Below are 25,374 nucleotides of genomic sequence, written 5' to 3'. Positions count from 1 at the left end.
CCCTCTGTTGTTCGACGACGATATCCAACCTGATGGCCTCTAACGACCTAACGGCCGAGCAGGCCAAGATCCGCCCGTACCGCTTCGACGACGCTAGTCCAATCTCCCTGCACAGACTGGCGGAACAGCCGCGCGCCGGGATACCACGGGCTGTCGTCCCGCTCGAGCAGCCAGCGCCATTCGGGCGGATTCGGCAGCAGGACCCACACGGGGCGGCCGAGCGCACCGGCCAGATGCGCGACCGCCGTATCGACTGCAATCACCAGATCGAGCGACTGCATCAGCGCAGCCGTGTCCGCGAAGTCACCGAGTTCATCGTCGAAACGATGGATACGTGCATCGCCAAGGAACGCTTCGTCCTGCTCCCGCACCACCTTCTGCAAACTGATCCACTCGATACCGAGCTCAAGCAGCGGTGCGAGCAATGTGGGATCGATCGACCGGTTGTGATCGTTGCGATGTTCGGGATTGCCGGACCACGCGATCCCGACACGCGGACGTCGCTTGTCGCCGAGCCGTTCGGCCCATTCCCGGACACGTTGCGGATCTGCGTGGAGATAAGGCGTCTGCTGCGGAATGCTGGCCAGCTCCGTATGCAGCGCAAACGGCAGGCTGAGCAACGGGCATTGGTAGTCGAATGCAGGTAACGGTTCGCCTCTCGCGAGTACCTGCGTCGGCCCCCGCAGCGACGCCATCAACGTACGCAGCGACGGCGGCACTTCGAGCACCACCTGTGCGCCCAGCGCGGCAAGCTGCGGCGCGTAACGACAGAACTGCAACGTGTCGCCGAAGCCCTGCTCCGCATGAATCAGGATCGTTTTGCCATCGAGCGACTCGCTACCGCGCCACAACGGTTGCACAAACGGGCGGTAGTGCCGTGCCAGCGACGGGTCGCGCAAACGCCATTCGTATTCCGCCCATCCCTTCGCGAAATCGCCCTGCAGCAGGTACAGGGACCCGCGTGCGAAATGAACATCCGCGTAATCGGCATCGAGTTCGGTCGCGCGATCGTAGGCGGCAAGCGCCGCGTCCGTGCGACCCAGTTCGTAGTACACGTTGCCGCGGTTGAACCAGTTCGTCGCGTGTTCTGGTCTGATTTCCATCGCGCGGTCCAGCGACGTCATCGCTTCGTCGTAGCGATGCAGGTCCTGCAATACGCTGCTGCGGTTGGTCCACGCTTCCGCAAAGCGGGGATTTTGTGCAAGCGCTGCGTCGTAGCTGGCGAGCGCTTGTTCATAGCGTCTCAGATAGCGCAGTGCGGTGCCTTGATTGCAGAGGAATTCGGATGCATCGGGTTTGATTGCAAGCGCAAGCTCATAGCTCGACAACGCCGCTTCATAACGCTTCAACTGCAACAACGCGTTACCCCGGCAAGCAAGCGCCAGCGCATGCTGCGGTTCCAGCGCAAGCACCCGCTCGCAGCGCCCAATCGCTTCTTCCACGCGACCCAGCCGTTCCAGCGCCACGGCGCTGTTATAGATCGCTTCAACCATGTCAGGCTGAATCGCGATCGTCTCGTTGAATGCAGTGAGCGCTTCGCCAAGCCGCCCAAGGTCGACCAGTGTTTGACCGCGCGCCGACAGCATCGCCGCAATGCCAGGTTTGATCTCGATGGCCCGTTCGAAACATTGCAGTGCTTCGAGCGGCCGTTGCAAATCGCGCAGAACCAGCCCGCGGTTGAACCACGATTCGAACGAGCGCGGATCGACCATCAGTGCGCGCTCGTAGGTATCGACCGCTTCCTGAAGCCGGCCGAGCGCACGTAACGCGCTACCGCGATTGCAGAGCGCATCGAGAACCAGCGGCGACACGGCGAGCGCCCGGTCGAACACTTCAAGCGCCGGCCCATAGCGACGCAAACCCAGCAACGTATTGCCCTGCCGAACCAGCGTCTGCACGTCACGCGAATCGATGCGCAACGCGGCGTTGAACTGCATCAGCGCCTCATCGGTCCGGCCGCTGTCGGCAAGGATCGCGCCGAGATCCGAATGCGCGCGCGGATGGGGTTCGACTGAAATCGACCTGCGCAGAAACGATTCCGCTTCGGTCGTCGCGCCGCGCTGATACTGCAGCACCCCATAAAGATGCAAGGCCTGCGCGTGCTCCGGCTCATCGGCCAGCACCGCCTCGTATTCGCGCGCGGCATCGTCGAAACGCCCTGCTCCATGCCAGTCCCTTGCACGCGAGAGCTTCGCCGCCGACCGCTGCCTGACCGCCGCAGCGGTAACAGTCGCCCCTGCGCTGGCGTCCTGCGGGTACTCGACCTCCATGTTCGCTCCCTCGTCGTATTGCGGCACCGGGCACCATCGGATCGCCTGAACCGATGTCGTGCAACGGTCTGCTCCCGGGGGTCAGAGTAGCGAACGAGCGATAACAGGCGTGTGACGGAAGTTACGGACCATTTATTTTGAATATGCAGTCCGCATGTAGATTACGCTGTGCTTACGTCGCGATTACGTCGATTCGCGCGTCGCGGCGTGTGCCAAACAGGCGCGCCGGCGACTACTGCCCGATCGGAATCGTGCGGACGAATTCGGCGGGTGGGGTTCCCATCGTGACGGCAAAGCGGACCCCGCGCGGCAGTGGCATCCCGAGCGAAGTGATACTGCTTACCCCGTGCTGTGCGAGAAAGCCGGCATAAGTGGCTTCGACTTCGGACTGATTCGAAGTCCAGCCGCCGGGCGAAATCCACACTGCCAGCTGCATCGAACGCGCGCTATTACTCACCACCACGCTCGCGAACTGGTCCATGTGACGCAGCGCATCCTCGAGTTCGGCAAGCGAGCCGAGCGGCTGCGAAGCGCTACGCACAAGCTGGCGCCCTTTGAGCTGATAGCGCACGACCTGCACCTCCGTCGGCCCGCCGCCCACGCCCAGGTGTCTGACCAGCACCAGTTCGTTGGGCCGCATACGCAGCGGCGGCCCGAAAACCTCGTCGGCCGTCACCAGATTCAGCAGGTCGTACTGCAGTTGAGAAAAACACCGACCGATCAGCCGCGTCTGACCGAGCGCTGTCACGATGTCGTCACGACCGCGAATGGTCGCATCGAGCCCACGCCAGGACAGCAACGCGATCACGGCAAGCAGCGCGATCGCGACCAGCATCTCGATCAGCGTAAAGCCGCGCGTGCGCTCCGGCCGGCGCGGTTCAGTGCCGTGCTTCATCCTGCACCACCGTGACGACTTCGGCGAGCACCGTACTGCTGGAGGCCGACGGATAAACGCTCACCGCCACCTGACGCACGAGCGGACTGCCGAGCGCCGTGACGATCTGTCGGCAAACAAACTGGTATTGCCCCTGTGGGCAAGCGAACATGCTGCGCCCGACCGGCGGCCAGCCGGAAGAAATGCGCACATCGCTGAGCGCATTGTCGGCGCTCCAGAGCGCGAGTAACCGCGCACGCGCACTTTCGGTATCCGAGGCAAGTGAGCCGATCGCGCGCAGCACGGCGCCCAGCGCGATGGCAACGATCGCGAGCGCGATCAGTACTTCGATCAAGGTGAAACCGCGTGACGCACGACGCGTAAGCCGCCGTCCGAAACCGGTCTGCAGGGTCGGGGCACCCCGCTGTTGAACGTGCATTGTGCGCACCGCTCAATGGGGCAGCGCGCGTTTCACGACCCGTCTGCCATCCTGCAGATCGATGCCATGCATCTCCAGTTGCCGGACATACATGTTCCATACGTCGAACGACACGAGCACGGCAACCGGTTCGCCTTGCGTGCAAATGGCTACCACGGTCTGTGCAGCCTGCCCCAGGACGCCTTCTGGATCGCGCTCCAGTTCTTCGACCGTTACTGTCACGGTCGGCTCAGTTGACTGAATGTTCATCTGGTCTTCCGCACAGAAACCGGTGGATGTCGGGCGAGACTACCCGGCGCCTGTTGCAGCCACATGTCGGATGGTACGGAACATTTGTCCGGTGGCAGCGCTGGCGAGTCGTGGCAGCGCCCGTCTGCGGCAATCGTTCAGGAAGCCATAAGTAACGCTAGCGGCAATCCGCGTTCGCACTTACGCGGTGGCGTCGCCCGTCGGTGTGTCCACTGGTGCCTGTGCTGTCGCGCCCGCAATCAGTTGCCGCGCGATATCCCAAGCCAGCATCGCCGAGTCCGGCCGCCCCGAGATCTGCGCCGTTACAGTCGCACCGTCGATCAAGATCAGAAACTGCTCCGCAAGCCGGGCTGCCACGTCGTGAGCGAACATCTCGCCGAGCAGTGTGCCGAGCAGCGCCGTAACCTGCCGCTTCTGCGAGGCGGACGCGCAATGGATTGCATCGGTCCGATCGGGAAACTCGGAAGCAGCGTTGATGAACATGCAGCCGCAGAAGGTCTGCTCGCTGAACCACGCCTCATGCCACAGAAAAATCGCCTTCAGACGTTCGAGCGGCACGACATAGCGATCGACGAATTCGCGCAGCGATACGGCTGCGCTTTCCTCGCGCTGCCGCAGCACCTCGAGTACAAGTTCGGATTTCGACGGGAAGTGGTTATAGAGCGTCATCTTCGCGACGCCCGACTCCGCGATGATCCGGTCGATGCCGACCGCGCGATAGCCGTTCTGCGAAAACAGCGATGTGGCTGTATCGATGAGTACTTGCCGTTTGTGCCGCTTGTGCCGTTTATCGGCTTCGGTTTTCTGCGTAATTGGCATTGTGATTCGAGACTAGGAAGACGCAATATTGCAAGCCCGTGGACTGGTATCGATTTCATCGCGCGGCGAATGCACCTCTCACCCATGCTCGCACCGCCGCCTGAACGATATCCGGCACGCGGGGTGCCTGATTCAACATCTTACTCACCGTTGACCCCGCAACGGTCGCCACACAGGCGCACTGGCCGTTTGCACGACCCGAACCCCAGGTGTCGGCGCATTCTATACAGAAGGATTTACGTACGCGATGGGGTCCACGCAGTATTTCATTGAATTATTTTTGACAATGATTTACGGAACGCTTACGGCTACAACCAACCTCTGCTGTAGTCGGAAAAACTGCCCGAAATAGCGCGCGACGCATGGTTCGGGCGGCCTTTTCACTGCAGCCAAAGAAAGCTTTCAAACCATTTTCAAAAGCTTCGCGTGTAGCCGGTCGTAGTAGTCGGCACAGGTGTTCAGCCGCCACTGCGCGCCCATATAGATGTCGTCCATCTTCGCCGGAAAGCTGCGCGCAAGCGGCACGATCACATTCGCCAGCCAACCTTCCGCATGCACCACATCGATGCTTACGTGTTCGTCGTAGTAGTCTAGTTCGCCATCGGTGCCGAGACCGATGCGTCGGCAACCTCGCGTGAGCTTTTCATACTGCGACGGGTCGAGCAGTTCCGTAACGGCCATCACGCCAAGCGAACGGAAACCGTGGCTGCGGTTCAGGCCCGTCATCATGAACACGTTGTAACCGGCCAGCCCCTGCCATTCGAGCGACGACGCGTGGTCGTCGGCGGCATGCTCGATGCCTGCTGTGAGCAGCAGATTGCGAAACAGCGTGACGTGACTGCGTCGCGTGTCGCCCTTGCCCGCTTCGTCCCAGAAGTTCTGCGCCAGTTCGCCGCGCACCGATGGGTCCGAACCGAGCAGCGCCAGCACGATCAGATCGAAGAAGCGGACATTGAGCGCGCTGTCGCTGCGAAAAAATGCCGCGATTTGCGCACGCGTCGCATCGTGCTCGAGAAAATCGAACAACGGATGATGCGACGCGCGATGCCCCGCCGACACCGCGCGAATCGCCTCGACGAGCCCTTCCGGCGAACGCGCGGCCGCATCGAGCGGCGCCGTGCGTTGCAGTTCGCTCGCGAACCAGCGTCGTTCGATCGCGTTGCGCAGCCGGATCAGATACGGGTTGAACTGATTCGCGCAGCGCTCGCTCGCCGCGGGCGCAACGTGCAGTTCATACAAGGCGAAGAGCACCGCGTGCACATCGGCGCGTGCCGCGTGTTCGCCTCGCGTGAACGCGGCATCGAGTGCTTCGTCGAGTTGTTGCGACAACGCATCGAATTCCCATGCGCATGCATCGAAGCGCGCCTCGAGTTCGCGATCGTCGATCAGCACACCCAGCATGGTGGTTACCGCCCCCGCGGCGGGTCTATCCGCACGCTGGCCGGCGGCGGTAGACGGATGCGACAGATCGCGGCGCGGCGACTCGGTCGCATGCTCCGCCCAGGTTTGAATACTGCTCATCGGGTACCCCGTTTCTAGATGTATTGTCTGCAGCCGTGCGCGCAGATTGTATGGATGGTGCATTTCGTCTGCATGTCGGAACGTGCTGATGTGGCCAGCCGTTCGCCCGGTTTATTGTGTGAACGGCAGCGTGCACGACAGCGCCACCGACATCTTCTCCGACCTGAAAACCCGCCAATAATATATTGGCCGCGCACGCCCCGACACGTCGGTTACGGGCGATTTCCGGGCGGCATTTGCGGCCATGTGGGCGGTGCTACCTAGGGTCAACCCTGCCGTTTCATGGCCGGATCAGACCCATCTAACGGCCGCGTTCACCCTTGGTCGCGCACAGGGCCGCCGCTATTCTCGTCTCCCAGTAGCAGACCGTATTCGCGACTGCCATGCGCGCGCGACCGGTCTCCCTGCACAACCGACGCAACCCAAAACTACCGAGACCTTCCATGACCGGCGCTGCCGTTTCCCGCCCTGCCGAACTTCCGGAGCACGACTACCCGTACTACCGCGACGCGCTCGCGGGACAGCGGTTGCCGGCCGCATTCATCGACCTCGATCACTTCCGGATCAACCTCGAACGGCTGCGGGTCCGCGCGGCCGGCATGCCGATCCGTCTCGTCACCAAGTCCGTTCGTTCAGTAGCGATGATTCGCCTGGCGCTCGCTACCGGCAATTTCATCCGCGGTCTGCTGTGCTACTCGCCGGCGGAAGCGGCGTGGCTCGCGAGCCAGGGGCTCGACGACCTCGTCGTCGCGTACCCGTCGGTGGAGCGCGAGGATCTGCGCGCCGTCGCCGCGCAGTTGCGCAACGGGCGCTCGATCACATTGATGGTCGACAGCATGGCGCAGGTCGAGCAGATCGATGCGCTGGCGCGTGCCGAAGGCGTCGTCATCCCGCTATCGATCGATCTCGACATGTCGTCCACGTTTCCGGGCATCTACTTCGGTGTCTATCGATCGCCGGTCCACGACGTCGCCACCGCGGTCGCTCTCGCAAACGGCATCGCGGCCTGTCCCGGCGTGCGGCTCGAAGGGCTGATGGGCTACGAAGGGCAGATCGCCGGGTTGATGGACGTGGTGCCGGGACAGGGACTCAAGAACGCGATCGTGCGCTCGCTCAAGCGGCGCTCGATCGACGAAACCAATACGCGGCGCCGCAACGTCGTGCAGGCGCTCGCAGCCGCGGGGCATCCGCTGCGCTTCGTCAACGGCGGTGGCACCGGCAGCGTCGAAAGCACCAAAAGCGATCCGTCGGTCACCGAGGTCGCCGCGGGCTCGGGACTCTACACCCCAGCGTTATTCGATCACTACGCGTCGTTCCAGGCGTTGCCGTCGGCAGGTTTCGCGCTGCCCGTCACGCGCCTGCCCAAAGACGGCATCTTCACCTGCTCAGGCGGCGGCTATATCGCGTCCGGTCCGATCGGCAAGAACCGTCTGCCGCAACCGTGGTTGCCCGCCGGTTGCACGCTGATCGACAACGAAGGCGCCGGCGAGGTCCAGACACCGTTGCGGCATCCCGCTTCGGTTGCGCTGAAGATCGGCGAGCCGATGCTGTTCCGTCACGCCAAAGCCGGCGAACTATGCGAACGCTTTAACGAGCTTCTGCTGATCACCGGCGGGCGCGTCGTCGACCAGGTCACGACGTATCGCGGCGACGGCAAATGTTTTTTCTGAGCGGAATTCCGGACGCAATAAAAGGAGGCGGGGGATTATGTGGCGTAACTGGTCGGGGTACGTAAGCAGCCCGAAGGCAACGGTCAAGACACCTGGATCGCGGGACGAACTGGTCGACGTGCTGCGCGGTGCGGCCGGTTCGCAGGCACCGGTACGCGTGGTCGGAGCCGGACATTCGTTTTCGCCGCTGGCGCAGACCGATGGTGTGATCCTGTCGCTCGACAATCTGCAGGGTCTGATTCACGTCGACGCAACGCGCCGCGTCGCGCGTGTGCATGCCGGCACGCGGCTCTACACGCTCGGCGCGGCGCTCGCGGAGCATGGCTTCGCGATGGAGAATCTCGGCGACATCAATGTGCAGTCGATCGCCGGCGCAACGAGCACCGGAACACATGGCACCGGCATCACGCTCGGCAATCTCTCGACGCAGATCGCAGCGCTTCGCTTCACGACCCCTGACGGCGACGAAGTCGTCGCGTCGCCCGAGGAAAACGCGGACCTGTTCGAAGGTGGCCGGATCGGACTCGGTGTGCTCGGTGTGCTCACCGAGATCGATCTGAATCTGGTGCCGTCGTTCAAGCTCAAATTGCAGCGCGCGAAGATGGACCTCGAGGAATGTCTCGCGCAAACCGACTCACTGATCGCGAATAACCGTTCGTTCGAACTCTACTGGTTGCCGCACACCGACACGGTGATGACGAAAGCGTGGAACGTCACGGACGAACCCGTCGATCAGATGCACTGGAAGCGCTACATCAACGAGGAACTGCTCGAGAACACTGCGTTCGGTCTGCTGTGCGGACTGGGCAAGACGGTACCCTCGCTGTGTCCGTCGATCAGCCGCTTGTGCGCATCGCTGATCTCACCGGGGCAGCAGGTCGACCCGAGCCATTCGTCTTTGTCCACCGTGCGGCGCATACGCTTTAACGAAATGGAATGGTCGGTACCCGCGCATCGCGGCGCCGATGCATTGCGCGAGATTAAAGCGTTCATCGCACGCAAATCGTTCCCGTTGATGTTTCCGCTCGAGTACCGCTGGGTGCGCGGCGACGATATCTGGCTAAGCCCCGACTACGGTCGCGACAGCGTGCGCATCTCCGTACACCAGTATGTCGGCATGCCCTATGAAGCGTATTTTGCGGGTGTACAGGCGATCTGCATGAATCATGGCGGACGGCCGCATTGGGGCAAGGTGCACGCGCTGACTGCACAGAATTTTTCGAAGCTTTATCCCCGCTGGGATGACTTTCTCGCGTTGCGTGAACGCATGGATCCGCAGGGACGGTTTCTCACGCCATATTTGCGCGACCTGTTCGGTCTGTCACGCGTGAGCGTGCCGCAGCAGCTTGCGGAAAGCTATCGGAATTGATGCCTTGAAATAAAACCTGTCGTCGCCCACGCGACCCTTTGACTTCGACAACAAGGATGACTCGATGAACTCGACAGTCTCCATTGCTCCCCCGGCACTCCGTGCCGAGTTGCCTAAAAGCTCGGTGACCCGCCTGTCGCTCGCCTACGCGATCGCCACGAACGGGATGATCCTCACACCGTTTCTCGTGGCAGCGGTCATGCTGCGGTTTCATCTCTCGGAAGGCATTGCAACCCAGGTAGCGGGCGTCGAGATTCTCGGCGTAGCACTGAGTTGCGCCTTGCTGCCGCGCTGGATTTCGCGTGCCGCGGGGTTCTTCACGATCGCGGGCGTGCTCGGCACGATCGTGGGACAGGCGCTCAGCATCGTCGCACCGACCGTGCTGCTGATCGGTATCGTGCGCGGTGTGACCGGCATCTTCGAAGGCGTGCTGTTCGTCGTCGTCGCGTCGGGCATCTCGCAGCGCGCCTCGGCGGACCGGCTGTGGGGGCAGATAAACGTCATCGCGGGGATCATCAACGGCGGCATTCTCGTCGTGATTTCGTACCTGCCTTCCGAGTGGCTCGGGCAAGGCGTGTTCATGCTGCTGGTCGGCGTGTGCATCGTGATGGCGCCCGCCATTCACGGTATCGGTGAATTTGCGCGGCATGTGACGCAAGCGCGTTCGCGCAACAAGTTGCCGCTCAAACTCGTGCTGACCATCTGGGCCGTCACGGTGCTGATCTATGGCGTGCAGGCGTCGCAATGGGCGGTTGCCGGAATCGTCGGTTCGCATGCGGGTCTGTCGACATGGACTGTCGGCATCCTGCTCTCGCTGTCGTCGCTGCTCGGTTTCGCCGGTGCGGTGATCCCGTCGCAACGATCAAGCCGCAAACATCGGCTGGTCATCATCTTCGTGGCGCAGATAGTGATGATCGGCTCGCTGATCTGGTTCTTCGGTTCGACCGGCAACAAGTCCTACTTCCTGAGCCAGCTGGCATTGAACTGCGCGTTCTTCGCGATCATTCCGTTCCTGACCGGGTTGCTGTCCGAAGTCGACCCGGATGGTTCGCTGGTTGCGCGGACCGTCGTGGTCACGTTTATCGGCGGCGGCGTCGGTACTGCGGTGGCGGGCGACCTGTTCACGCAGTACGGCGGCATGCACTTCGCGTATGTGTTGTGCATCGGCGTGGCGGCCGCGGTGCCGTTCGTCTGGCTTGCGTTGCGCGGTGCAACTGCGCACAACCTGCAAACCGGCGGACATCAGCTCTCCTGATCGCGCAACTGGCAGTTCGCTTTGCGCGATCTTCGGCACGGTGCGCCTTCGCTAATCATCGAAGGCGCTTAAATGCAAGCGATGTGCGTGAAAACCACACTCACACCGCTAGCGGCCGTGGTGCAATCTAATGCAACACATTGACGCTGCACGATGTGTGACGGTTTCGGGTTCGCGGACACACGATGGCCGGAATGAACCATGCGAATGGCCGCTTTAGCCCCGGCGCATTGAAATTTGACTCCTTAAATTCTGGTTGAGGAGAATGGCGCCGTTGAGTGTGTGGCCACTCGAACAAGATCGATATGGCCTGATTCGACACTGCGCGTTGCCGTGATTAATGCGCTGCGCATAAGAATCGCGCGCAGCAGGTCGCAGAAACAGTCGCTAGAAAAGAAGCTCCACGAAATACGCGGAAAACGCAGTGCCCTGGTCGCGTCGACGTGCCCTTGCAGGTGGCACGACCAGCCGGTCCGCCATGTAGTCAATAACCAGGGAGACGATCGTCAAATGAAAAAGCAGACCTTGTTGTGTATGGCTCTTCCGCTGTGCTGTAGTGCAGCCTGGGCGCAAAGCAGTATCACACTCTATGGCGTTGTCGACGCCGGGCTGCGCTACCAGACCCACGGTGTCACTTACGGCCCGGACGGTGCACCCGTTTCGACCGGCAAGCAGTTTTCGACGACCACCGGCGGCGGCCTCACGGAAAGCTACTGGGGCTTGAAAGGCCAGGAGGATCTCGGCGGCGGCATGCAGGCGTCATTCGATCTGGAAAGCCATTTCGATCCGAGCAGCGGCGGCATCACGCCGGCAGGTTCGGTGAACTTCTTCCAGATTTCGTATGTGGCGCTGCTGTCGCCCACACTCGGTCAGCTTTCGCTCGGTCGGCAATACAACGTGGCGTTTGAAGGCACGACGATCGCTTACGGTTCGAACCTGTGGTTAGGCCCTCAGGATCCCTACTCCAATCTGTTCAAACCTGAGCAGACGATGCTCGCCGCCGGCCGCACGAGCAACATGATCCAGTACGGCGCGCAGCTCGGCAGCGTGATCTTCCTCGCGCAATATGCGCCCGGTGGCCAGGCGGGCGGCGGTGGCCAGGGCAGTCAGCTCGGCGCCTCGATCGCGTACGCACCGGAAAAAGGTCCGTTCAAGGCCTCCGCCTCTTTCCTGCGTAGCCGCGACGACATCACAAACGCCAAGTTCGATATCTATACCGGCGGCGGTTCGTACACCCTCGGCAATTTCACCGTCAACGCGGGCTACATCGAGAACGCGCGCGACAACGCCTTCACGAATTTCGGCAACGGCCCGTTTAACTCGATCGACCTGGCCGCCCTCGGGATCATTTCGCCGGCGCAGGTCGTCGATCCCAACATCCCGGGCGGCTTCGACAAGCGCAAGATGATTCTTGCGGGCCTCACCTACCGCTTCACACCGGCGGTGACCGTCGCGGTGAACGGCTGGTGGACCAAGCAGACTGGCTACACCTCCGACTACAACGGTTGGGCGCATCAGTACCAGGTCGTGGGGGGCTACACGCTGTCCAAGCGCACCATGCTGTACGCGGAAGCCGATTACTCGATGTATCGCGGCGGCATGATCGGTGCGCAGTTTGTCGGGGTGAACGGCCAGTCGCCGACGGTCAGCAGCACACAGCTTGGCGTGATGGCTGGCTTGCGTCATTACTTCTGATCCGGCCTGCGGGCGCCGCAACATGAATTCTGGCTCACCGCAGGAACGGCAGTGCCGCCGGACGCACAAGACCGCAGGTGTCGCGCAGCGGGAAAAAAGAAGGTATAAAGCGACGATGGACGCGACCGGCCAATATACGATTGCCAACCTGCAGGTCTACATGTTGCGGTTCATCGCGGGTATGAGCGAGGATCTCGGCATCGACCCGACGCGCCTGTGCATGGGGCTCGGGTTCGAAGTCGCGGACCTGTCTAACCCGGACTGTCGCCTGTCGTTCCGGCAGGCAAGCGCAATGATCCGCCGCGCAATCGAGCTGTCTCCAGAACAGGGCCTCGGGCTGCGCATCGGCACCGCTGAAACCATCGCATCGATCGGGCTGGTCGGCTATGCGATGCTCACCTCCCCGACGTTCGGCGATGCCATCATGCTCGGCATGAAGATGCAGAACTACACGGGGGCACTGCTCGATTTCGATGTCGAACAGAATGAAAACAGCCTCACGCTCTACGCCATCAGCCGCTTCCACGAACCCGACATCGAAATGTTTCTGGTCGAAGAGGCGTTCGGTAGTTTCCCCAAGGTTGCTCAAGCGCTGGTCGGCGAGGACTTCCGGTTCAATTCGGTCGAGTTGAGCTATCCGCGGCCCGCTTATGCGGAGAAGTACGAGCAGTTTTTCAAATGCCCGGTACTGTTCGGGCAAAAGCGCAACGCCGTGGTCTGCGATGTATCGTGGCTCGCACGGCCGCTTGCAACCTACGATCCGCTCAGCAACCGCCAGGCACTCGAAGTGCTGCAGATGACGGTATCGCAGGAAGACACCGGCGCTGAATTTATCGAATCGATCGAACGCATCGTGCGGCGCGATCTGCGCAATCCGCCAACACTTGGCCAGGTCGCGGCGCAACTGTGCATGAGCGATCGCACGTTACGGCGCCGGCTGGCCGAGAGCGGCGTGTCGTATCAGGCCGTGCTGGACAACATTCGTCATGCGCGTGCGCTGGCGTTGTTGAGTACGCCGCGGCTGTCGATCGAGGAAATCGCCTACGAGGTCGGCTTTAGCGATTCGCACAACTTCCGGCGTGCGTTCAAGCGATGGACCGGTCACGGTCCGCGGGAATCGCGTTAAGCAGCTAACGGCGGTTCGCGCGTGGCAGACGAACCGGCCTCACTGCATTGCGCCGTTATCCCGGTTATTGTCGGCCGGCCAATTCCATCGTCCCAAAGCTTGTAGAATCAGAGCTATTGCTCGCTTTTAAACGGACGAAGCCTTGACGACGAAAAGACGCCCCTCGCTGAAACCGCGCAAGGTACCGCAGCAATCGCGTGCGGAAAACACCGTCAACGCGATTCTGGAGGCCGCGGCCAGTATTCTGGAAATTCGCGGCATGGAGGGGCTCAATACCAATCTGGTCGCGCAACGCGCGGGCGTGAGCGTCGGCACGCTCTATCAATACTTCCCGAACAAGGATGCGCTGATCGTCGCGCTCAGTCAGCAGGCGCAGACAGCGTTCTTCGCCGAGGCCGAAGATGCGCTCGATCAGCCGACGGGACAAACGGCACTGGAATACCTGATATCCGTATCGGTGCGCCAGCAGCTACGTCGTCCGGCACTCGCCCGCGCGCTCGATTTCGAGGAAGGTCGTCCTGCCATTGCGAAAGAACTGGCGGCTTCCCAGGCGGCTTTTCATGAGCTGATGCGGGAGATTCTTTCCCGTAGCGATATGCCGCCGCAAGACAACCTTGAGATCGCAACGGACGATGTGCTCGCCATACTGCGCGCCCTCACCGATGCGGCGGGAGAGCGCGGCGAGGTGCGTCGTGGCCCGCTGGAACATCGTGTGGGCCGCGCTCTGTCTGGCTACCTCGGTATCGTCGATGCGCCGCCGGTTGAATCCTCGCGGGCGCGGCCCAAGCGATCCCGCTAGCCGTTTGGTCTCACATCGTTCGATTTCAACTCGCGCGGTACGGAACCTCAATGCCGCACCACTTTCTCGCGATCTAAAAAAGCGAGTAAGTATTCGTTTTCGCACCGAACGCTCCCCGCAAACCGGCACCAGCATTGGCTCTCGCGCCGATCGAATCGACACGCCTAAAGCGAGTTTAAAAATCGAGCAATTACTCGCAGAATTCACGTCATGGTGCAGCGCCTGGAAAGCATCCCCGGATAGAAAAGAACCGGCGAGCACGCCTGCACAGTAACCGACATCTTGTGAGGTCCACCATGAATCTTCGTCAACAGGCGAGACTCAATCACCTGAGTTTTCCCACCGCAAATGCAGCCGAAACCGCTGCGTTCTTCGAACAATACCTCGGCTGCGAGATCGTCGCGGCCGGTCAGCACTGCCTGCTCAAGCGTAACGGCTTCGACATCGTGCTCGAACAGGTCGAAGACAAGGAAGCACCGGTCTGGCCGCACAACTTCCACTTCGGCCTCGAAGTCGACACACTGGAAAACGTCCAGACGCTCTATCAGGAATTCCTCGAGGACGGGGTGCAGATGGAAACGGCGGTCTTCAACAACACACGCGGCTCGCGATTTTTTTGTCGCGCACCGGGTGGCGTGCTGATCGAGATCAACACGCGTGAAGACATGCAGCAGGACAAGTGGCAGAAGCTCTTTCAGGAAGAAACACAATGAATCAGGCTATTCGCACCGCTATCGTGACGGGTGCATCCAGAGGCATCGGTGCCGCGATCGCGAGGCGGCTCGCCGCGGATGGCTTTGCGACCATCGTCAACTACGCAACAAGTTCGGCGGAGGCTGACGAGGTCGTCGCGTCGATCCGGTCGGCCGGTGGAGCAGCGATCGCAGTCCACGCCGACGTATCCGATGCCGCGGCGATGCGCACCCTCTTCGACGTGGCGGAAAACGAGTTCGGGCCCGTGGACGTGCTCGTCAACAACGCCGGCATCAGCAAGGTCTCGCCGCTAGCCGAAGTCAGCGACGAAGACTTCCAGCATCAGATTGCGGTCAATCTCACGGGGAGTTTCAACGGCATGCGCGAAGGCGCAAAACGCGTGCGCAACGGTGGCCGCATCGTCAATATGTCGACGAGCATCATCGGTGCGTACCTGCCCAATGTGGCCGTTTATGCGGCGACCAAGGCCGCCGTGGAAGCAATGACCCACGTGCTCGCCAAAGAACTCGGCGCCCGCGGCGTCACCGTGAATGCAGTCGCACCGGGGCCGGTCGCGACAGAGCTGTTTCTAACCGGTCGAACCGAAGAAGTGATCCGGCGCGCGATTGCGGATATTCCGCTCGGCCGTCTGGGCCAGCCCGACGATATCGCCCAGATCGTCTCGTTCCTGGCGAGCGCAGGGAGCGGTTGGGTCAATGGGCAGGTCGTGAAGGCGAATGGCGGGCGCAACTAGATGCGAAGGCCGGCTGCGATGAGCGGGTATTGCACGAAGCGGCCGGCCCAACATCCGTTCTCGACAAAACTGGAATGATGGTCACCGGCCGATGCAAAAAGAATATGCACTATCGTGGTCCAGCAGGCGTGGTCAGGTGCCCGTTTGCGATTCGCTGGTTTCGGCAGTTTCGGACTTGCCGCTGGCCGCTTCAGTTTCTTTAGCGGCCTCTTGATTGACGTCTTGAGCGGCTTCTTTACTATCGGCTGCGTCTTTAGGATCCTTGCGCGCCGGTCTCGCGGCGCGCCCGTTCTTCAGGGCCAGCGCGCGCACTGCATCGGAGCGCGTGACCTGCCCGGCTTCCTTGCCTTCGAGATCCACCCGCATCGTGCCTTCGACCATGCATGCCCAGTAGCGGCTGCCGCGGCACCACGTCCGGAGTGCGTCGCGCAGACCTGTTTCGTCGACCGACAACTCCTGCGCGTGCGCCAGCAGATCCTCGAAAATACCGACCTTCAGCGGCACCTTCGGCGCGGGGTTCTTCGGGAACGCGAGCGGGAAACGCTTCTGCAAACGGGCGAACGTCAGTACCACCGGATCGACCGGTTTGGACTTCGCAGCCGGCGCCGGGCGCGGTGCGCGCGGCGGTTTCGCCGACGGCCGGGTTGACGGTTCGGAAGACGGTTTAGCCGACGGCCGGGTTGACTGCTCAGTTGTTCGTTCGGCTGTCCGTTCGGCTGCCCGCTCAGTTGCCCGTTTGTCGGACGGCTTGGACGACGGCTTCGCCGACCGTTGTGCCGCCTTCTGCGCTGACTTTTCTGCCGACTTTTGCGCCGCCTGTTTCGTCAGTTGCGCCTTCAGCGCGGCCAGTTGTTCAAAGCCCATAACGCCCTGCCAATCTATAAAAGCCTCAATTGTACTCGCGACGCCGGCTACTCCGTGCGATACGCAATAGGCGGTGGGAACCGGTACGCACCGGCATCGATACGCCACCCGCCGACACGCATGATCCGCTCAAACTTCGGGCATCCCGGCGAGCCGTTTAGCCGACTCCTGCAGACCACCGAGAATACGGTCCGCTACTCTCCGCGGAAAGCTTTCAGGCAGCGCTGACGCGACGCTTTCAATCACCGCCGGCGTCGCTTCGAGCAAACGCTCGATGACCGGCTCCGCGTTCGGGCCGTAGTAGCAAAGCGGCGCCATTGCGTTGAAATGGCGGCGCATCACGTTGCGCATCAGGTAATGCCGGTTCTTGCCCGCGACAGCCATCGCGAGCTTCGCCTTATGCCAGGACCACTGGTTCGCGCCGCTGCCTTCCACGGGCCAGATCGACATCACATCGTAGAGCGGCGTCATCCGGAAGCGGCCGCCGGGCAGCAGATGCAGGCTGAAATTCTTCGCGTGACCGTCCGGCGCCGCGAGCATCCAGAACAGAATCTGCGCGGCGAGCAAGGTCTCGATGTCGGTGCGTGCTTCAGTCGACTGGCGCAAGATGGCGGCGATGTCACGCATACCGGGGCCGCCGTCCGCTTCGTACTTCAGGTGCGGTGCGATACCGAGCACCTGACAGAAATCCTCCTGCGGCAGCCGCAGCAGACGCTGCCTGCGCGGATGCAGGATGCGGTCGAAGCGTGTCACCGACAGCACCTTGTGCGCACCGAACCGCAGAATCTCGCTGTCCGGCACAGGCAGTCCGTAAGCGCGCAAAATTGCCAGACACAACCACTCGTTTTCAACCGACGTACTCAGATCGGCCCGCTTGTTGCCAACCAGACCGAGTGGCAGCTTGAGGATATGCGTCGTGGGTGTCGCGCCATGCGGGCGCATCCACCGCCCCTTGTGAAACAGGAGCGCGGTCTTTTCCTGGGCGCCGGCGATCGAGATGCGAAAATCGTCGTCGTCCCCCGCACCGATGGCCGGGCCGGTCGTTTCATCGAGCAGGCGAGCGATGTCCGCGTCCGACAGCGGTGTGCCTTCGATGCGCTCGACATTCTCCGGTGCCTGGTCTTCGTCCAGCAATTGCACCGCCCCGACGCAATCGCGACCGATTGCCTGCAACAGGTCGAAGGCCTCGACGGTTTCGGTTTTGAAACGTGCGGCGAGCCGGCGGCGGATCGCCTGGCTGTCGGGCAACAGATTGTCGAAATAGTTGCGCACGCGGTCGCCCTTGAGCGGCGTGTCGCCGAGACCGAACGGCAACGACAGCGAAAGCGGCCGCCCCTCGGCGGAAACCTTCCACGCGGCTTCGTAGTGCAGTTCCATGTCGCCACGCGTCGGGATACGCCACGTGCCGACATGCTGGCCGTTGGCCCAGATCGATAGTGCTCGTGAGCGGGATTTGCGACCCATGATCACCACTGCGCCTGGGCGCTACCGGCGCTGCCCTCGTCTTTCGATTGCACGCACAGCTCGAGGTCGTAGAGTGCCGTCAACGCGAGCATCTGGTTCAGCGTAATCGTGGCCGTACTGGTCGTTTCGAGCAGCGAGAGCCGCGGTTGCCCGATGCCGACCCGCGACGCCGCTTCGGCCTGGGTAAGCCCTAGCGTCTTTCTTGCTGACGAAAGAATTTCGCCCAGTTGCGCCGGCGTGCTGACAATGAGTTTCATGGTCGATATTCCGCTAACGAATATTCGCACTATATTCTTAACAGGAATAAAATACAAATATTCGTTTGGAGAATAATTCGCGAATATTCGTTTGAGGAATATTTTCTCCGGGTTCAGTATGCAACGCGGTTTGCAATTGCCATAGCTGTATTCAGATATTTCTGTCTTGACAGAAATATCTGAATAAATAAAATACCAATTGTGAACAAACAACAAGGATGCGCGCGATGAGTCCAACCGGCAGCCCCCTTCATAGCCTCGTGCTCACCCTGCTCGTCGTGCAGGGTTTGATGGGCGCATTCGACACCGTCTGGCACCACGAATTGCGCTGCGCATTACCGCAGCAGCGCGGTGCGGCGCCGGAATTGCGCCTGCATGCAATTCGCGCCGCCCTCTACGGTGTGCTGTTCATCGGCCTTGCCTGGTTTGTCTGGGGTGGTCTGTGGCTGATTGCGCTCTGGAGCCTCGTCGCGATCGAAATACTGCTGACGCTGCGCGACTTTGTCGTCGAAGACGAAACCCGCAGCCTGCCCGCCAGCGAGCGCGTCACACATACGCTGCTCGCCATTAACGGCGGGGTGATCTTCGGTCTGCTGGCCTGGCACTCGCAGATCTGGTGGCATCTACCTTCGGGCTTGCACCCCGACGTGCACGGATGGCGCAGCTGGGCGCTCAGTGTGCTCGCTGTCGGCGTGTGGATCTCCGCGCTTCGCGATGCGCTGGCAAGCCGTGCGCTTGCGGCTCGTCATGCGCGCGCCGACGCCACGCCGCACTTCGATTTCGCCGGCACGCCAGCGGACCGCCGCGCTCAATCGTTCCTGCTGACCGGCGCAACCGGCTTCATCGGCGAGGCGCTGGTCCGCGCACTACTCGCAGATGGACATCGCGTCACGATCTGGGCGCGCAAACCGCGTCACGCAGCGCTGCAATTCGACGGCCGGGTGGCCTGCGTCGGCTCGCTCGCCGAACTCGACGCGGCCACCCGCTTCGACGTCGTGATCAACCTGGCAGGCGCTCCCATCCTCGGGCCGCGCTGGAGCGCGGCACGCAAGCGCGGCCTGATGGAGAGCCGCACCGGTACCACCCGCGCGCTGACGGCATGGCTCGCGCTGGCTACGCATCGGCCGCGCTTGCTGATCAACGGTTCTGCTGTCGGGTACTACGGCACGCAGTCCGACGACGACCTGAGTGCGCGCACTGAAACGAGCCTTCCGCAACCAGTGTTCACCTCGCAACTGTGCTGCGAGTGGGAACGCGAAGCGCAAGCGGTCAAGGCACTCGGCATTCCGCTCGCGATCCTGCGTCTCGGCGTGGTGTACGGCTATCGCGGCGCCTTGCCTTCGATGCTGATTCCGGTGCGGCTCGGCATCGGCGGTCCGATGGGCAGCGGCCGCCAGGCACAAAGCTGGATTCATCTCGACGATGTCCTCGGTGTTATCGCGTGGCTGTGCAGGAACGCCGAAGCGGAAACTGCCGAGCCGGTTGCAATCTACAACCTGGTGGCGCCGGAAACACCAACTCAGGTCAGCCTGGTGCGCGCCGCCGCACGCCTCCTGCGTCGGCCCACGTGGTTGCCGACACCCGCCTGGCCGTTGCGCGTCATGCTCGGCGAACAGGCGACGCTGCTGCTCGACGGCCTGCGCGCAGTACCGGCCCGCTTGCAGAAGGAAGGCTACGTCTTCCGTTTTCCGACGCTGCAACTCGCACTCGAAGATCTGCTTGGTCAACCGAAGGGACATCATGAACGCCACTAACCTCGCGCTCGCCCAACAAACCCACGATTCGTCCGGCCTGTACGAGGCGATCCTGGGGCCCGCCTTCGCCCGCATGCCGCCGGTTTTGCAACGCGTGCATTGCGCGTCCGGTGTTCGTCTGAAGGGAACGCTGCGGGTTCGCTGGAGTGCGTCGCCCTGGCTGCGTACGTTATTGCGCTTTTCGGTGCTGCCACGCCGTTCGGACGCGGCGCCCTGCGAAGTCGCGATTACGCCGCAAGCTGGCAGCGAGCGCTGGCAGCGCAACATCGGTGGCAAGCGGCTTGTCAGCCGGCTGGGCAACGCCCGCACCTCGCTCGTGATAGAGCGCATGGGGCTGCTGGTACTGCATCTGGAAACCTCACTCGATGCGTCTGGGCGGATACGTCAGGTCAGTCGTCGCGTTACGCTGGCCGGCATGCCGTTGCCGGGCTTGCGTGTTTTCGCCACCGAACGCGCCATCGACGGCGAACGCTTTCGCTGCGATGTCCGCATCCGGGTTGCCCACCTCGGCTATCTGCTGCGTTACGACGGCATACTCGCGATCGACGAACGCGATCTTTCTCCGGAGTATTCATCGTGAACGATCCGCTACGCCGTTACACGGCTCCAGCATGGATGACCGTAGCGCTGCGGCTCGCCGCGCTCTACAACCTCGCCTATGCAGTCGCGCTCAGCCTATGGCCCGCACAGATCTTCAACTGGCTCGCGATGCCGGCCACTCCGGACGCAATCGTCCGCTGCATCGGCATGATGGTTGGTGTCTATGCGCTCGCTTACTGGATCGCCGCGCAGGATCTGTTGCGTTACTGGCCGCTGGTCGTCGTGGGCCTCGTCGGCAAGACGCTGGGCCCCGCGGGGTTCTTCTATGGCGCACTGACGGGCGTGTTCGAATGGAGAAGCGGCTGGTTCGTGGCATTCAGCGACCTCGCGTGGTGGGTTCCATTCTGGGCGATGACGCTGTTCGCGCTGAAGCATCGCGACAAGTGGACGAACGCACAACCAGTAGCAACGTGATACTGGCAGCCGAAGCCGCTGCGCTTCGGCCATCGTGTGATGAACCGAAGCGTTCAATCCGCAACCGGCTAGCGCTGCTTAACCTTAACCGTCGCGGAAAATAAAGCTATACGCGCTCAATGCCGGCACGCCGCCAAGATGCGCATACAGCACCTTCGATCCCTCCGGAAATTCGCCTCGGCGCACCTTGTCGATCATTCCGTGCATCGACTTTCCTTCGTAGACGGGATCGGTCAATACGCCTTCGAAGCGTGCGCAAAGCCGGATCGCCTCGAGCGTCCCTTCATTTGGCAAACCGTACTCAGGGCCGCCGTAACGAACGTCAAGCACCACATCCTGCGCCACGATGTCGCGACCCAGATCGACCTGTTCCGCGGTGTTGCGCGCGATACGCAGAATCTGCTCGCGCGTCTGCTCGGGTTTCGCGGAGGCGTCGATACCGATCACGCGGTCCGCGCGTCCATCCGCGGCAAAGCCGACCACCATGCCGGCCTGCGTGCTGCCCGTCACCGAGCACACGACGATATAGTCGAAACGGAACCCCAGTTCCGCCTCCTGCTGCCGCACCTCTTCGGCAAAACCGACGAAGCCGAGACCGCCCAGCGGATGATCCGAGCAACCGGCGGGAATCGCATACGGCTTGCCGCCCGCATCGCGCACGCTCTGCAGCGCCTCTTCCCAGCTCTTGCGAAACCCGATGTCGAAGCCGTCCGGCACGAGCCGCACGTCGGCACCCATGATGCGCGACATCTGGATATTGCCGACCCGGTCGTACACCGCGTCCGAATAGTTGACCCAGTTCTCCTGCACGAGCACGCATTTCATGCCGAGATGCGCAGCGACTGCCGCGACCTGACGGGTCTGGTTCGACTGAATGCCGCCTATCGACACCAGCGTGTCGCATCCCTGCGCCAATGCTTCAGGAATCAGGTATTCGAGCTTGCGCGTCTTGTTGCCGCCGAACGCGAGGCCGCTGTTGCAATCCTCGCGCTTCGCATAGAGCTGTACTTTGCCGCCCAGATGTTCGGATAGCCGGTGCAGCGGCTGGATCGGCGTCGGACCGAAAGTCAGCGGATAGCGGGAGAAGCGTTTCAGGTTCATGGGAAGCCTCGGGGTCGTCGATGGGCGCGGGACGGGATGATCAAGCGCACGCGTGTGGCGCAGGTGTCGCCGCGATCGATACATGGTAGGAAATTGCTGGCAAAATGAGCTTGCGAATTTAATGTGCCATACCGATTTTTTCGGTACTCATCAGTCGGGATAGTTTCTAAAATTTTTCAAAGGCCATCATGTGCGCAACAAAATTTCGTCGCCTTCCCGAACGCGCAGCTCAAGCCCAGCCGGCGCTCGACCGCATCGACCGTGCCATCCTCAAGCAGTTGCAGCAGGACGCATCGATCTCGAACGTGAACCTCGCCGCGCGCGTCAAGCTGAGCGCGCCCGCATGCCTGCGGCGCGTCGAACGGCTGAAGGAAGCTGGCTTGATACGGCGGGTCGTCGCGCTGCTCGATCCGGAGGGACTCGGTGCGGGAATGCTGGTCGTGATCGGCTTCGTGCTCGACCGCTCGACGCCGGAGTCGTTTGCCGCGTTCGAGAAAGCGGCGCGCAAGGTCGTGGGGTGCATGGAGTGCCACGTCGTAACCGGCGAATTCGATTACTTCATGCTGGTGCGCACGCGTGACAGCGACAGCTTCAACCGGTTGCACGCGGAACAACTGCTATATCTGCCTGGCGTGCGGCAGATCCGCAGCTTCATGGTGTTGAAGGAAATTCTGTCGACGACGGAAATTCCGCTCTAATCCGCACAAAACGAAGCGGGACCGAAGCCAGTGCATCGCACCGGTCCCGGCCCCGCGTTCAACTCGCAGCCCGCATCGCGTCATGCGGGCGTAGCGTTCATTCCGTCTTCTGACGCAGCTTGAACTGCCCCTGGAAGCGGATCATCGGACGTTGTTGCGACGGCACTTCTACGTGCTGCACCGGCTTGAACTGCTGACGCATCACGGCAAGCGCCGCCGGATTGATTGAGCCGATACTCGTCGCCCGCGACGGTGCGGCAAGACCCGACTTCACGAGCAGCGCGGCTTCCATCTGCAGGTTGGTCAACAACACCGGGTCCTGCAATGCGCTGCCCTGGGTCATCAACTGGCTCCATGCGTTGTCGCCGTAGTTCGTCACGTAGTAGTCGAGCCCGCTCGGATCGGCCAGCACTGCGGAACAACCGTCGAGCCGCACCTGCATCTGCGTGTCCTTCAGCGCGATCGTCTTGCGGTTCGTGAGGCCGTTGCCGTAAGCGAGCGTCAGCGGAACGGTCCACTGCGTACCCGGATACTGATTCTGGTTCGGATACGGCGACTGCTTCAACGTCACGACGGTCTGGTTCTTCGTCAGGTCGCATTGCGTGTCGAGCGACACCAGCGGGACACCGGTTTGCCGCACGAAACTGTCGCCGATCGGACCCATCTGCTGACCGCTTGCACCCGACAGCTCGTCCCACAGGCGCTTCGGCGTACCGTTACCCAGTTGATAATCCGCCAGGTACTGTTGCAGCCCCTTTCGCAGCACATCTTCGCCGAGGTAGTTCTCGAGCATCTTCAGTACATGACCGCCCTTGCTATACGTGAACGTACTCGCATTCAACACGAAGTCGTTCGATGCCCACGCATTGAAGTTCGGTTGCACCGGGAACGCCGACGAACTCAGATCCGCGGAGATCACGTCGTACTTGTCCTGCACTTCGCTGACCCAGTTGAAGCGGTCCGGGAAGAAGCGGATCTTCGTCTTGGTTTCGAAGAACGTCGCAAACGACTCGTTGAGCCACACGTCATCCCACCAGTCGAGCGTGACGAGATCGCCGAACCACTGATGCGATGCTTCATGCGTCAACACAACCAGGCCGTAGCCGGACATCGGCGTGCCCGGCGGCGGAAGAATGTCGTCGGCGAACTCGAGAATCGCCCCCCAGTTCTCCATACCGCCGAAGTTCAGATCCTTCTGCGCCTTGAACGCATCGTTCGCAGCGATCGTGTCGAACTTCTTGAGCGGCAGCGGAATGCCCGTGTAGCGATAGTAGTAGTCGAGCGCCTGCTTGGTTTCCGTCATCGCGGGTTTCGCCCAGTCCTTCATGCCGGGCGGCGTGAAGAAGCGCAGATGCAGACCCTTGCCGTCGGGCAGCGGGCTCGTGAAATCATCCTCGAGCACGTCGAACTGGCCGCCGCCGAAGAACAGCAGGTACGACGGCATCGGCGGGGTCTTCTCGAACGACACGAGCTTGTAACCGCTGTCGACGTTCACCGCCGGCAGTTCCGCCGCGTTCGATACCACGCGCCAGTTCTGCGGCACTTCCGCGCTGACCTCGTAGGTCGGACGGAACGCAGGTTCGTCCCAGCCGGGGAACCATTGCCGCGCGAGGTCGGTTTCGCCTTGCGTGAGTATTGCGCCGCTCGTGGTGCCGTCGGTCGATTTCAGATCGACGCGGAACACGCCTTCGGCCGCCGAGCAACCTGGATAGTGATCGTCGCCGCAACTACCGCCGGTCTTCTTCACCGGGTCGTCGTAGGTTTTGAAGTTGATGATCCCGGACCACTCCATATGCAGCGAGTACGTACCGGCCGCGATCTGTCCACTGACCGGTCGCAACTGGTAGTGGTCGCCATCGTCCTGCGGCGTCGCGATCAGATCCACGTTGCCCGGTTGCAGCGTGATCTTGCCGTTGACGAACTTGATGCGGTGCCCCGCGATCACGATCGCATTGACCGGCTTGAGCACCTTGATCTCGACATCCGCGCGGCCGTCGAACGAAGACAGCGCCGGGTTCGGGCGGAACCACAGCTTGTAGTTGAGCGGCGTCACGGTGTCCGGCAACTCGACCGGCGACACGGTCTTGCTGATGGACGGATTGGCCACGGCCGGCGCGGCCGGCGGCACGGCGGCAGCGCCGGACGCGGGCCCGGGCACACCGGCTTGCGCCTTGTTCGAGAGCGACGGGGAGGTGTCTGAACCACCGCAGCCGTTCAACGCCAGTATCCCGGCTACCGCCAGGCACTGTATCTGCAATCGGAAATTTATACGCATCTTGATCCTCGACCGACAAATGACTGGAAAATGTGCGGTTATTAACTGGTATTTATTTATTCACTTTTGGCACAGCAAATAGTCTCCCACGCGAGTAACCTGTAGTTCTCGACAAACAGACGTGCGTTACCCTCAGCGCAATTAGCTGATTTCTCGCATGTGCATTTCCTGGTTAGAAATTCATATTGAAGGGAGCCGTTTTATCGTGGCCTGGCCTTCGTGACGATCGCGGCCGGTTCGAACGGTCGGAGCCCGCTCCAGGAGCGGAATCCAGAAAGGTTGAACGGTCGGCGATGGGAGCAAGATTAATTTGGCAAACGATACGTTGTCAACTTGCTTTCAAGAAATTTCCACTGCGGAAGGAAGTTGAAAAGAATTGTTGAGAATTAGTAGCTTGACATGTCTTGCCACAGC

The 25,374-nt window shown here is 61.7% G+C and carries 23 protein-coding genes; 12 read left to right on the top strand and 11 right to left on the bottom strand.

Annotation, left to right across the window (positions count from 1 at the left end):
- Positions 1-47 precede the first annotated feature (47 nt).
- The 6 genes from M0D65_RS09305 to M0D65_RS09280 form a co-directional block, all read right to left on the bottom strand.
- Positions 48-2,270 carry a tetratricopeptide repeat protein gene (locus tag M0D65_RS09305; protein ID WP_266252399.1) on the bottom strand — a complete coding sequence of 741 codons (2,223 nt, stop codon included), beginning with the start codon at positions 2,268-2,270 and terminating at the stop codon, positions 48-50.
- A 232-nt stretch (positions 2,271-2,502) separates the two neighbouring features.
- On the bottom strand, positions 2,503-3,165 hold the full coding sequence (locus tag M0D65_RS09300; RefSeq protein WP_266252398.1) for a type II secretion system protein J: 663 nt from the start codon (positions 3,163-3,165) through the stop codon (positions 2,503-2,505).
- Complete coding sequence (gene gspI, locus M0D65_RS09295) at positions 3,149-3,583, bottom strand: type II secretion system minor pseudopilin GspI (RefSeq protein WP_266252397.1); 435 nt, start codon at positions 3,581-3,583, stop codon at positions 3,149-3,151. Before gspI ends, M0D65_RS09300 begins: the two co-directional genes overlap by 17 nt.
- A gap of 12 nt (positions 3,584-3,595) precedes the next feature.
- Positions 3,596-3,832, bottom strand: a complete 237-nt coding sequence (locus tag M0D65_RS09290) for a hypothetical protein (protein WP_091006601.1) — start codon at positions 3,830-3,832, stop codon at positions 3,596-3,598.
- A gap of 180 nt (positions 3,833-4,012) precedes the next feature.
- The gene (locus M0D65_RS09285; RefSeq protein WP_266252396.1) at positions 4,013-4,651 is read right to left on the bottom strand and encodes a TetR/AcrR family transcriptional regulator; all 639 of its coding nucleotides are present in this window, start codon (positions 4,649-4,651) and stop codon (positions 4,013-4,015) included.
- Positions 4,652-5,053: 402 nt separating this feature from the next.
- Positions 5,054-6,172: an iron-containing redox enzyme family protein gene (locus tag M0D65_RS09280; protein WP_266252395.1), complete on the bottom strand. Its 1,119-nt coding sequence runs from the start codon at positions 6,170-6,172 to the stop codon at positions 5,054-5,056.
- A gap of 443 nt (positions 6,173-6,615) precedes the next feature.
- Here M0D65_RS09280 and M0D65_RS09275 point away from each other — a divergent pair, with 443 nt between their 5' ends.
- From M0D65_RS09275 to M0D65_RS09240, 8 genes are all read left to right on the top strand, one after another.
- Positions 6,616-7,842 (top strand): amino acid deaminase/aldolase, encoded by a 1,227-nt coding sequence (locus M0D65_RS09275; protein WP_266252394.1) that lies wholly within the window; start codon positions 6,616-6,618, stop codon positions 7,840-7,842.
- A 37-nt stretch (positions 7,843-7,879) separates the two neighbouring features.
- The gene (locus M0D65_RS09270; protein ID WP_266252393.1) at positions 7,880-9,211 is read left to right on the top strand and encodes a D-arabinono-1,4-lactone oxidase; all 1,332 of its coding nucleotides are present in this window, start codon (positions 7,880-7,882) and stop codon (positions 9,209-9,211) included.
- Positions 9,212-9,275: 64 nt separating this feature from the next.
- Entirely contained in the window at positions 9,276-10,466 is a 1,191-nt protein-coding gene (locus tag M0D65_RS09265) for an MFS transporter (RefSeq protein ID WP_266252392.1), read from the top strand.
- Positions 10,467-10,976: 510 nt separating this feature from the next.
- A complete protein-coding gene (locus M0D65_RS09260; RefSeq protein ID WP_266252391.1) occupies positions 10,977-12,161 on the top strand; it encodes a porin in 1,185 nt (394 codons plus the stop codon).
- A 115-nt stretch (positions 12,162-12,276) separates the two neighbouring features.
- Entirely contained in the window at positions 12,277-13,287 is a 1,011-nt protein-coding gene (locus M0D65_RS09255) for an AraC family transcriptional regulator (protein ID WP_266252390.1), read from the top strand.
- 142 nt (positions 13,288-13,429) lie between these two features.
- On the top strand, positions 13,430-14,086 hold the full coding sequence (locus M0D65_RS09250; RefSeq protein WP_266252389.1) for a TetR/AcrR family transcriptional regulator: 657 nt from the start codon (positions 13,430-13,432) through the stop codon (positions 14,084-14,086).
- A gap of 296 nt (positions 14,087-14,382) precedes the next feature.
- Entirely contained in the window at positions 14,383-14,799 is a 417-nt protein-coding gene (locus tag M0D65_RS09245; RefSeq protein WP_266252388.1) for a VOC family protein, read from the top strand.
- Positions 14,796-15,533, top strand: coding sequence for an SDR family oxidoreductase (locus tag M0D65_RS09240; protein ID WP_266252387.1), 738 nt, complete (start codon positions 14,796-14,798; stop codon positions 15,531-15,533). The genes M0D65_RS09245 and M0D65_RS09240 overlap by 4 nt, the downstream gene beginning before the upstream one ends.
- 132 nt (positions 15,534-15,665) lie before the next feature.
- Here M0D65_RS09240 and M0D65_RS09235 read toward each other — a convergent pair whose 3' ends face one another.
- From M0D65_RS09235 to M0D65_RS09225, 3 genes are all read right to left on the bottom strand, one after another.
- The gene (locus M0D65_RS09235; protein WP_266252386.1) at positions 15,666-16,397 is read right to left on the bottom strand and encodes a ProQ/FinO family protein; all 732 of its coding nucleotides are present in this window, start codon (positions 16,395-16,397) and stop codon (positions 15,666-15,668) included.
- A 129-nt stretch (positions 16,398-16,526) separates the two neighbouring features.
- On the bottom strand, positions 16,527-17,861 hold the full coding sequence (locus M0D65_RS09230) for a type II toxin-antitoxin system HipA family toxin (RefSeq protein ID WP_266252385.1): 1,335 nt from the start codon (positions 17,859-17,861) through the stop codon (positions 16,527-16,529).
- A gap of 2 nt (positions 17,862-17,863) precedes the next feature.
- Positions 17,864-18,118 (bottom strand): helix-turn-helix domain-containing protein, encoded by a 255-nt coding sequence (locus M0D65_RS09225; RefSeq protein WP_266252384.1) that lies wholly within the window; start codon positions 18,116-18,118, stop codon positions 17,864-17,866.
- Between the two features lie 227 nt (positions 18,119-18,345).
- Between M0D65_RS09225 and M0D65_RS09220 the strand changes: the two genes are divergently transcribed.
- From M0D65_RS09220 to M0D65_RS09210, 3 genes are read left to right on the top strand one after another with little or no spacing between them, the layout of a single operon-like run.
- A complete protein-coding gene (locus M0D65_RS09220) occupies positions 18,346-19,872 on the top strand; it encodes a TIGR01777 family oxidoreductase (protein WP_266252383.1) in 1,527 nt (508 codons plus the stop codon).
- The gene (locus M0D65_RS09215) at positions 19,859-20,452 is read left to right on the top strand and encodes a DUF4166 domain-containing protein (RefSeq protein WP_266252382.1); all 594 of its coding nucleotides are present in this window, start codon (positions 19,859-19,861) and stop codon (positions 20,450-20,452) included. The genes M0D65_RS09220 and M0D65_RS09215 overlap by 14 nt, the downstream gene beginning before the upstream one ends.
- Positions 20,449-20,886 (top strand): hypothetical protein, encoded by a 438-nt coding sequence (locus M0D65_RS09210; RefSeq protein ID WP_266252381.1) that lies wholly within the window; start codon positions 20,449-20,451, stop codon positions 20,884-20,886. Before M0D65_RS09215 ends, M0D65_RS09210 begins: the two co-directional genes overlap by 4 nt.
- A gap of 84 nt (positions 20,887-20,970) precedes the next feature.
- On the opposite strand, the gene M0D65_RS09205 is transcribed toward M0D65_RS09210, so the two are convergent.
- Positions 20,971-21,987 (bottom strand): 1-aminocyclopropane-1-carboxylate deaminase, encoded by a 1,017-nt coding sequence (locus M0D65_RS09205; protein WP_266252380.1) that lies wholly within the window; start codon positions 21,985-21,987, stop codon positions 20,971-20,973.
- A gap of 188 nt (positions 21,988-22,175) precedes the next feature.
- Between M0D65_RS09205 and M0D65_RS09200 the strand changes: the two genes are divergently transcribed.
- The gene (locus tag M0D65_RS09200; protein ID WP_266252379.1) at positions 22,176-22,685 is read left to right on the top strand and encodes an Lrp/AsnC family transcriptional regulator; all 510 of its coding nucleotides are present in this window, start codon (positions 22,176-22,178) and stop codon (positions 22,683-22,685) included.
- Positions 22,686-22,782: 97 nt separating this feature from the next.
- Here the strand turns inward: M0D65_RS09200 and M0D65_RS09195 are convergent, their stop codons facing one another.
- Complete coding sequence (locus tag M0D65_RS09195) at positions 22,783-24,960, bottom strand: M1 family metallopeptidase (RefSeq protein WP_266252378.1); 2,178 nt, start codon at positions 24,958-24,960, stop codon at positions 22,783-22,785.
- Positions 24,961-25,374 lie beyond the last annotated feature (414 nt).

This window comes from Paraburkholderia sp. CHISQ3, assembly GCF_030464945.1.
Classification (GTDB): domain Bacteria; phylum Pseudomonadota; class Gammaproteobacteria; order Burkholderiales; family Burkholderiaceae; genus Paraburkholderia; species Paraburkholderia megapolitana.
This window is presented reverse-complemented; position numbering and strand designations above follow the sequence as displayed.

Bases quoted from the DNA above. Each gene is read 5' to 3' on its own strand.
- M0D65_RS09200 (WP_266252379.1), top strand. From the start codon at position 22,176: ATGTGCGCAACAAAATTTCGTCGCCTTCCCGAACGCGCAGCTCAAGCC.
- M0D65_RS09195 (WP_266252378.1), bottom strand. From the start codon at position 24,960: ATGCGTATAAATTTCCGATTGCAGATACAGTGCCTGGCGGTAGCCGGG.
- M0D65_RS09230 (WP_266252385.1), bottom strand. From the start codon at position 17,861: ATGGGTCGCAAATCCCGCTCACGAGCACTATCGATCTGGGCCAACGGC.
- M0D65_RS09300 (WP_266252398.1), bottom strand. From the start codon at position 3,165: ATGAAGCACGGCACTGAACCGCGCCGGCCGGAGCGCACGCGCGGCTTT.
- M0D65_RS09275 (WP_266252394.1), top strand. From the start codon at position 6,616: ATGACCGGCGCTGCCGTTTCCCGCCCTGCCGAACTTCCGGAGCACGAC.
- M0D65_RS09225 (WP_266252384.1), bottom strand. From the start codon at position 18,118: ATGAAACTCATTGTCAGCACGCCGGCGCAACTGGGCGAAATTCTTTCG.
- M0D65_RS09240 (WP_266252387.1), top strand. From the start codon at position 14,796: ATGAATCAGGCTATTCGCACCGCTATCGTGACGGGTGCATCCAGAGGC.
- M0D65_RS09270 (WP_266252393.1), top strand. From the start codon at position 7,880: ATGTGGCGTAACTGGTCGGGGTACGTAAGCAGCCCGAAGGCAACGGTC.
- M0D65_RS09285 (WP_266252396.1), bottom strand. From the start codon at position 4,651: ATGCCAATTACGCAGAAAACCGAAGCCGATAAACGGCACAAGCGGCAC.
- M0D65_RS09305 (WP_266252399.1), bottom strand. From the start codon at position 2,270: ATGGAGGTCGAGTACCCGCAGGACGCCAGCGCAGGGGCGACTGTTACC.
- gspI (WP_266252397.1), bottom strand. From the start codon at position 3,583: ATGCACGTTCAACAGCGGGGTGCCCCGACCCTGCAGACCGGTTTCGGA.
- M0D65_RS09245 (WP_266252388.1), top strand. From the start codon at position 14,383: ATGAATCTTCGTCAACAGGCGAGACTCAATCACCTGAGTTTTCCCACC.
- M0D65_RS09235 (WP_266252386.1), bottom strand. From the start codon at position 16,397: ATGGGCTTTGAACAACTGGCCGCGCTGAAGGCGCAACTGACGAAACAG.
- M0D65_RS09260 (WP_266252391.1), top strand. From the start codon at position 10,977: ATGAAAAAGCAGACCTTGTTGTGTATGGCTCTTCCGCTGTGCTGTAGT.
- M0D65_RS09290 (WP_091006601.1), bottom strand. From the start codon at position 3,832: ATGAACATTCAGTCAACTGAGCCGACCGTGACAGTAACGGTCGAAGAA.
- M0D65_RS09205 (WP_266252380.1), bottom strand. From the start codon at position 21,987: ATGAACCTGAAACGCTTCTCCCGCTATCCGCTGACTTTCGGTCCGACG.
- M0D65_RS09255 (WP_266252390.1), top strand. From the start codon at position 12,277: ATGGACGCGACCGGCCAATATACGATTGCCAACCTGCAGGTCTACATG.
- M0D65_RS09265 (WP_266252392.1), top strand. From the start codon at position 9,276: ATGAACTCGACAGTCTCCATTGCTCCCCCGGCACTCCGTGCCGAGTTG.
- M0D65_RS09220 (WP_266252383.1), top strand. From the start codon at position 18,346: ATGAGTCCAACCGGCAGCCCCCTTCATAGCCTCGTGCTCACCCTGCTC.
- M0D65_RS09215 (WP_266252382.1), top strand. From the start codon at position 19,859: ATGAACGCCACTAACCTCGCGCTCGCCCAACAAACCCACGATTCGTCC.
- M0D65_RS09280 (WP_266252395.1), bottom strand. From the start codon at position 6,172: ATGAGCAGTATTCAAACCTGGGCGGAGCATGCGACCGAGTCGCCGCGC.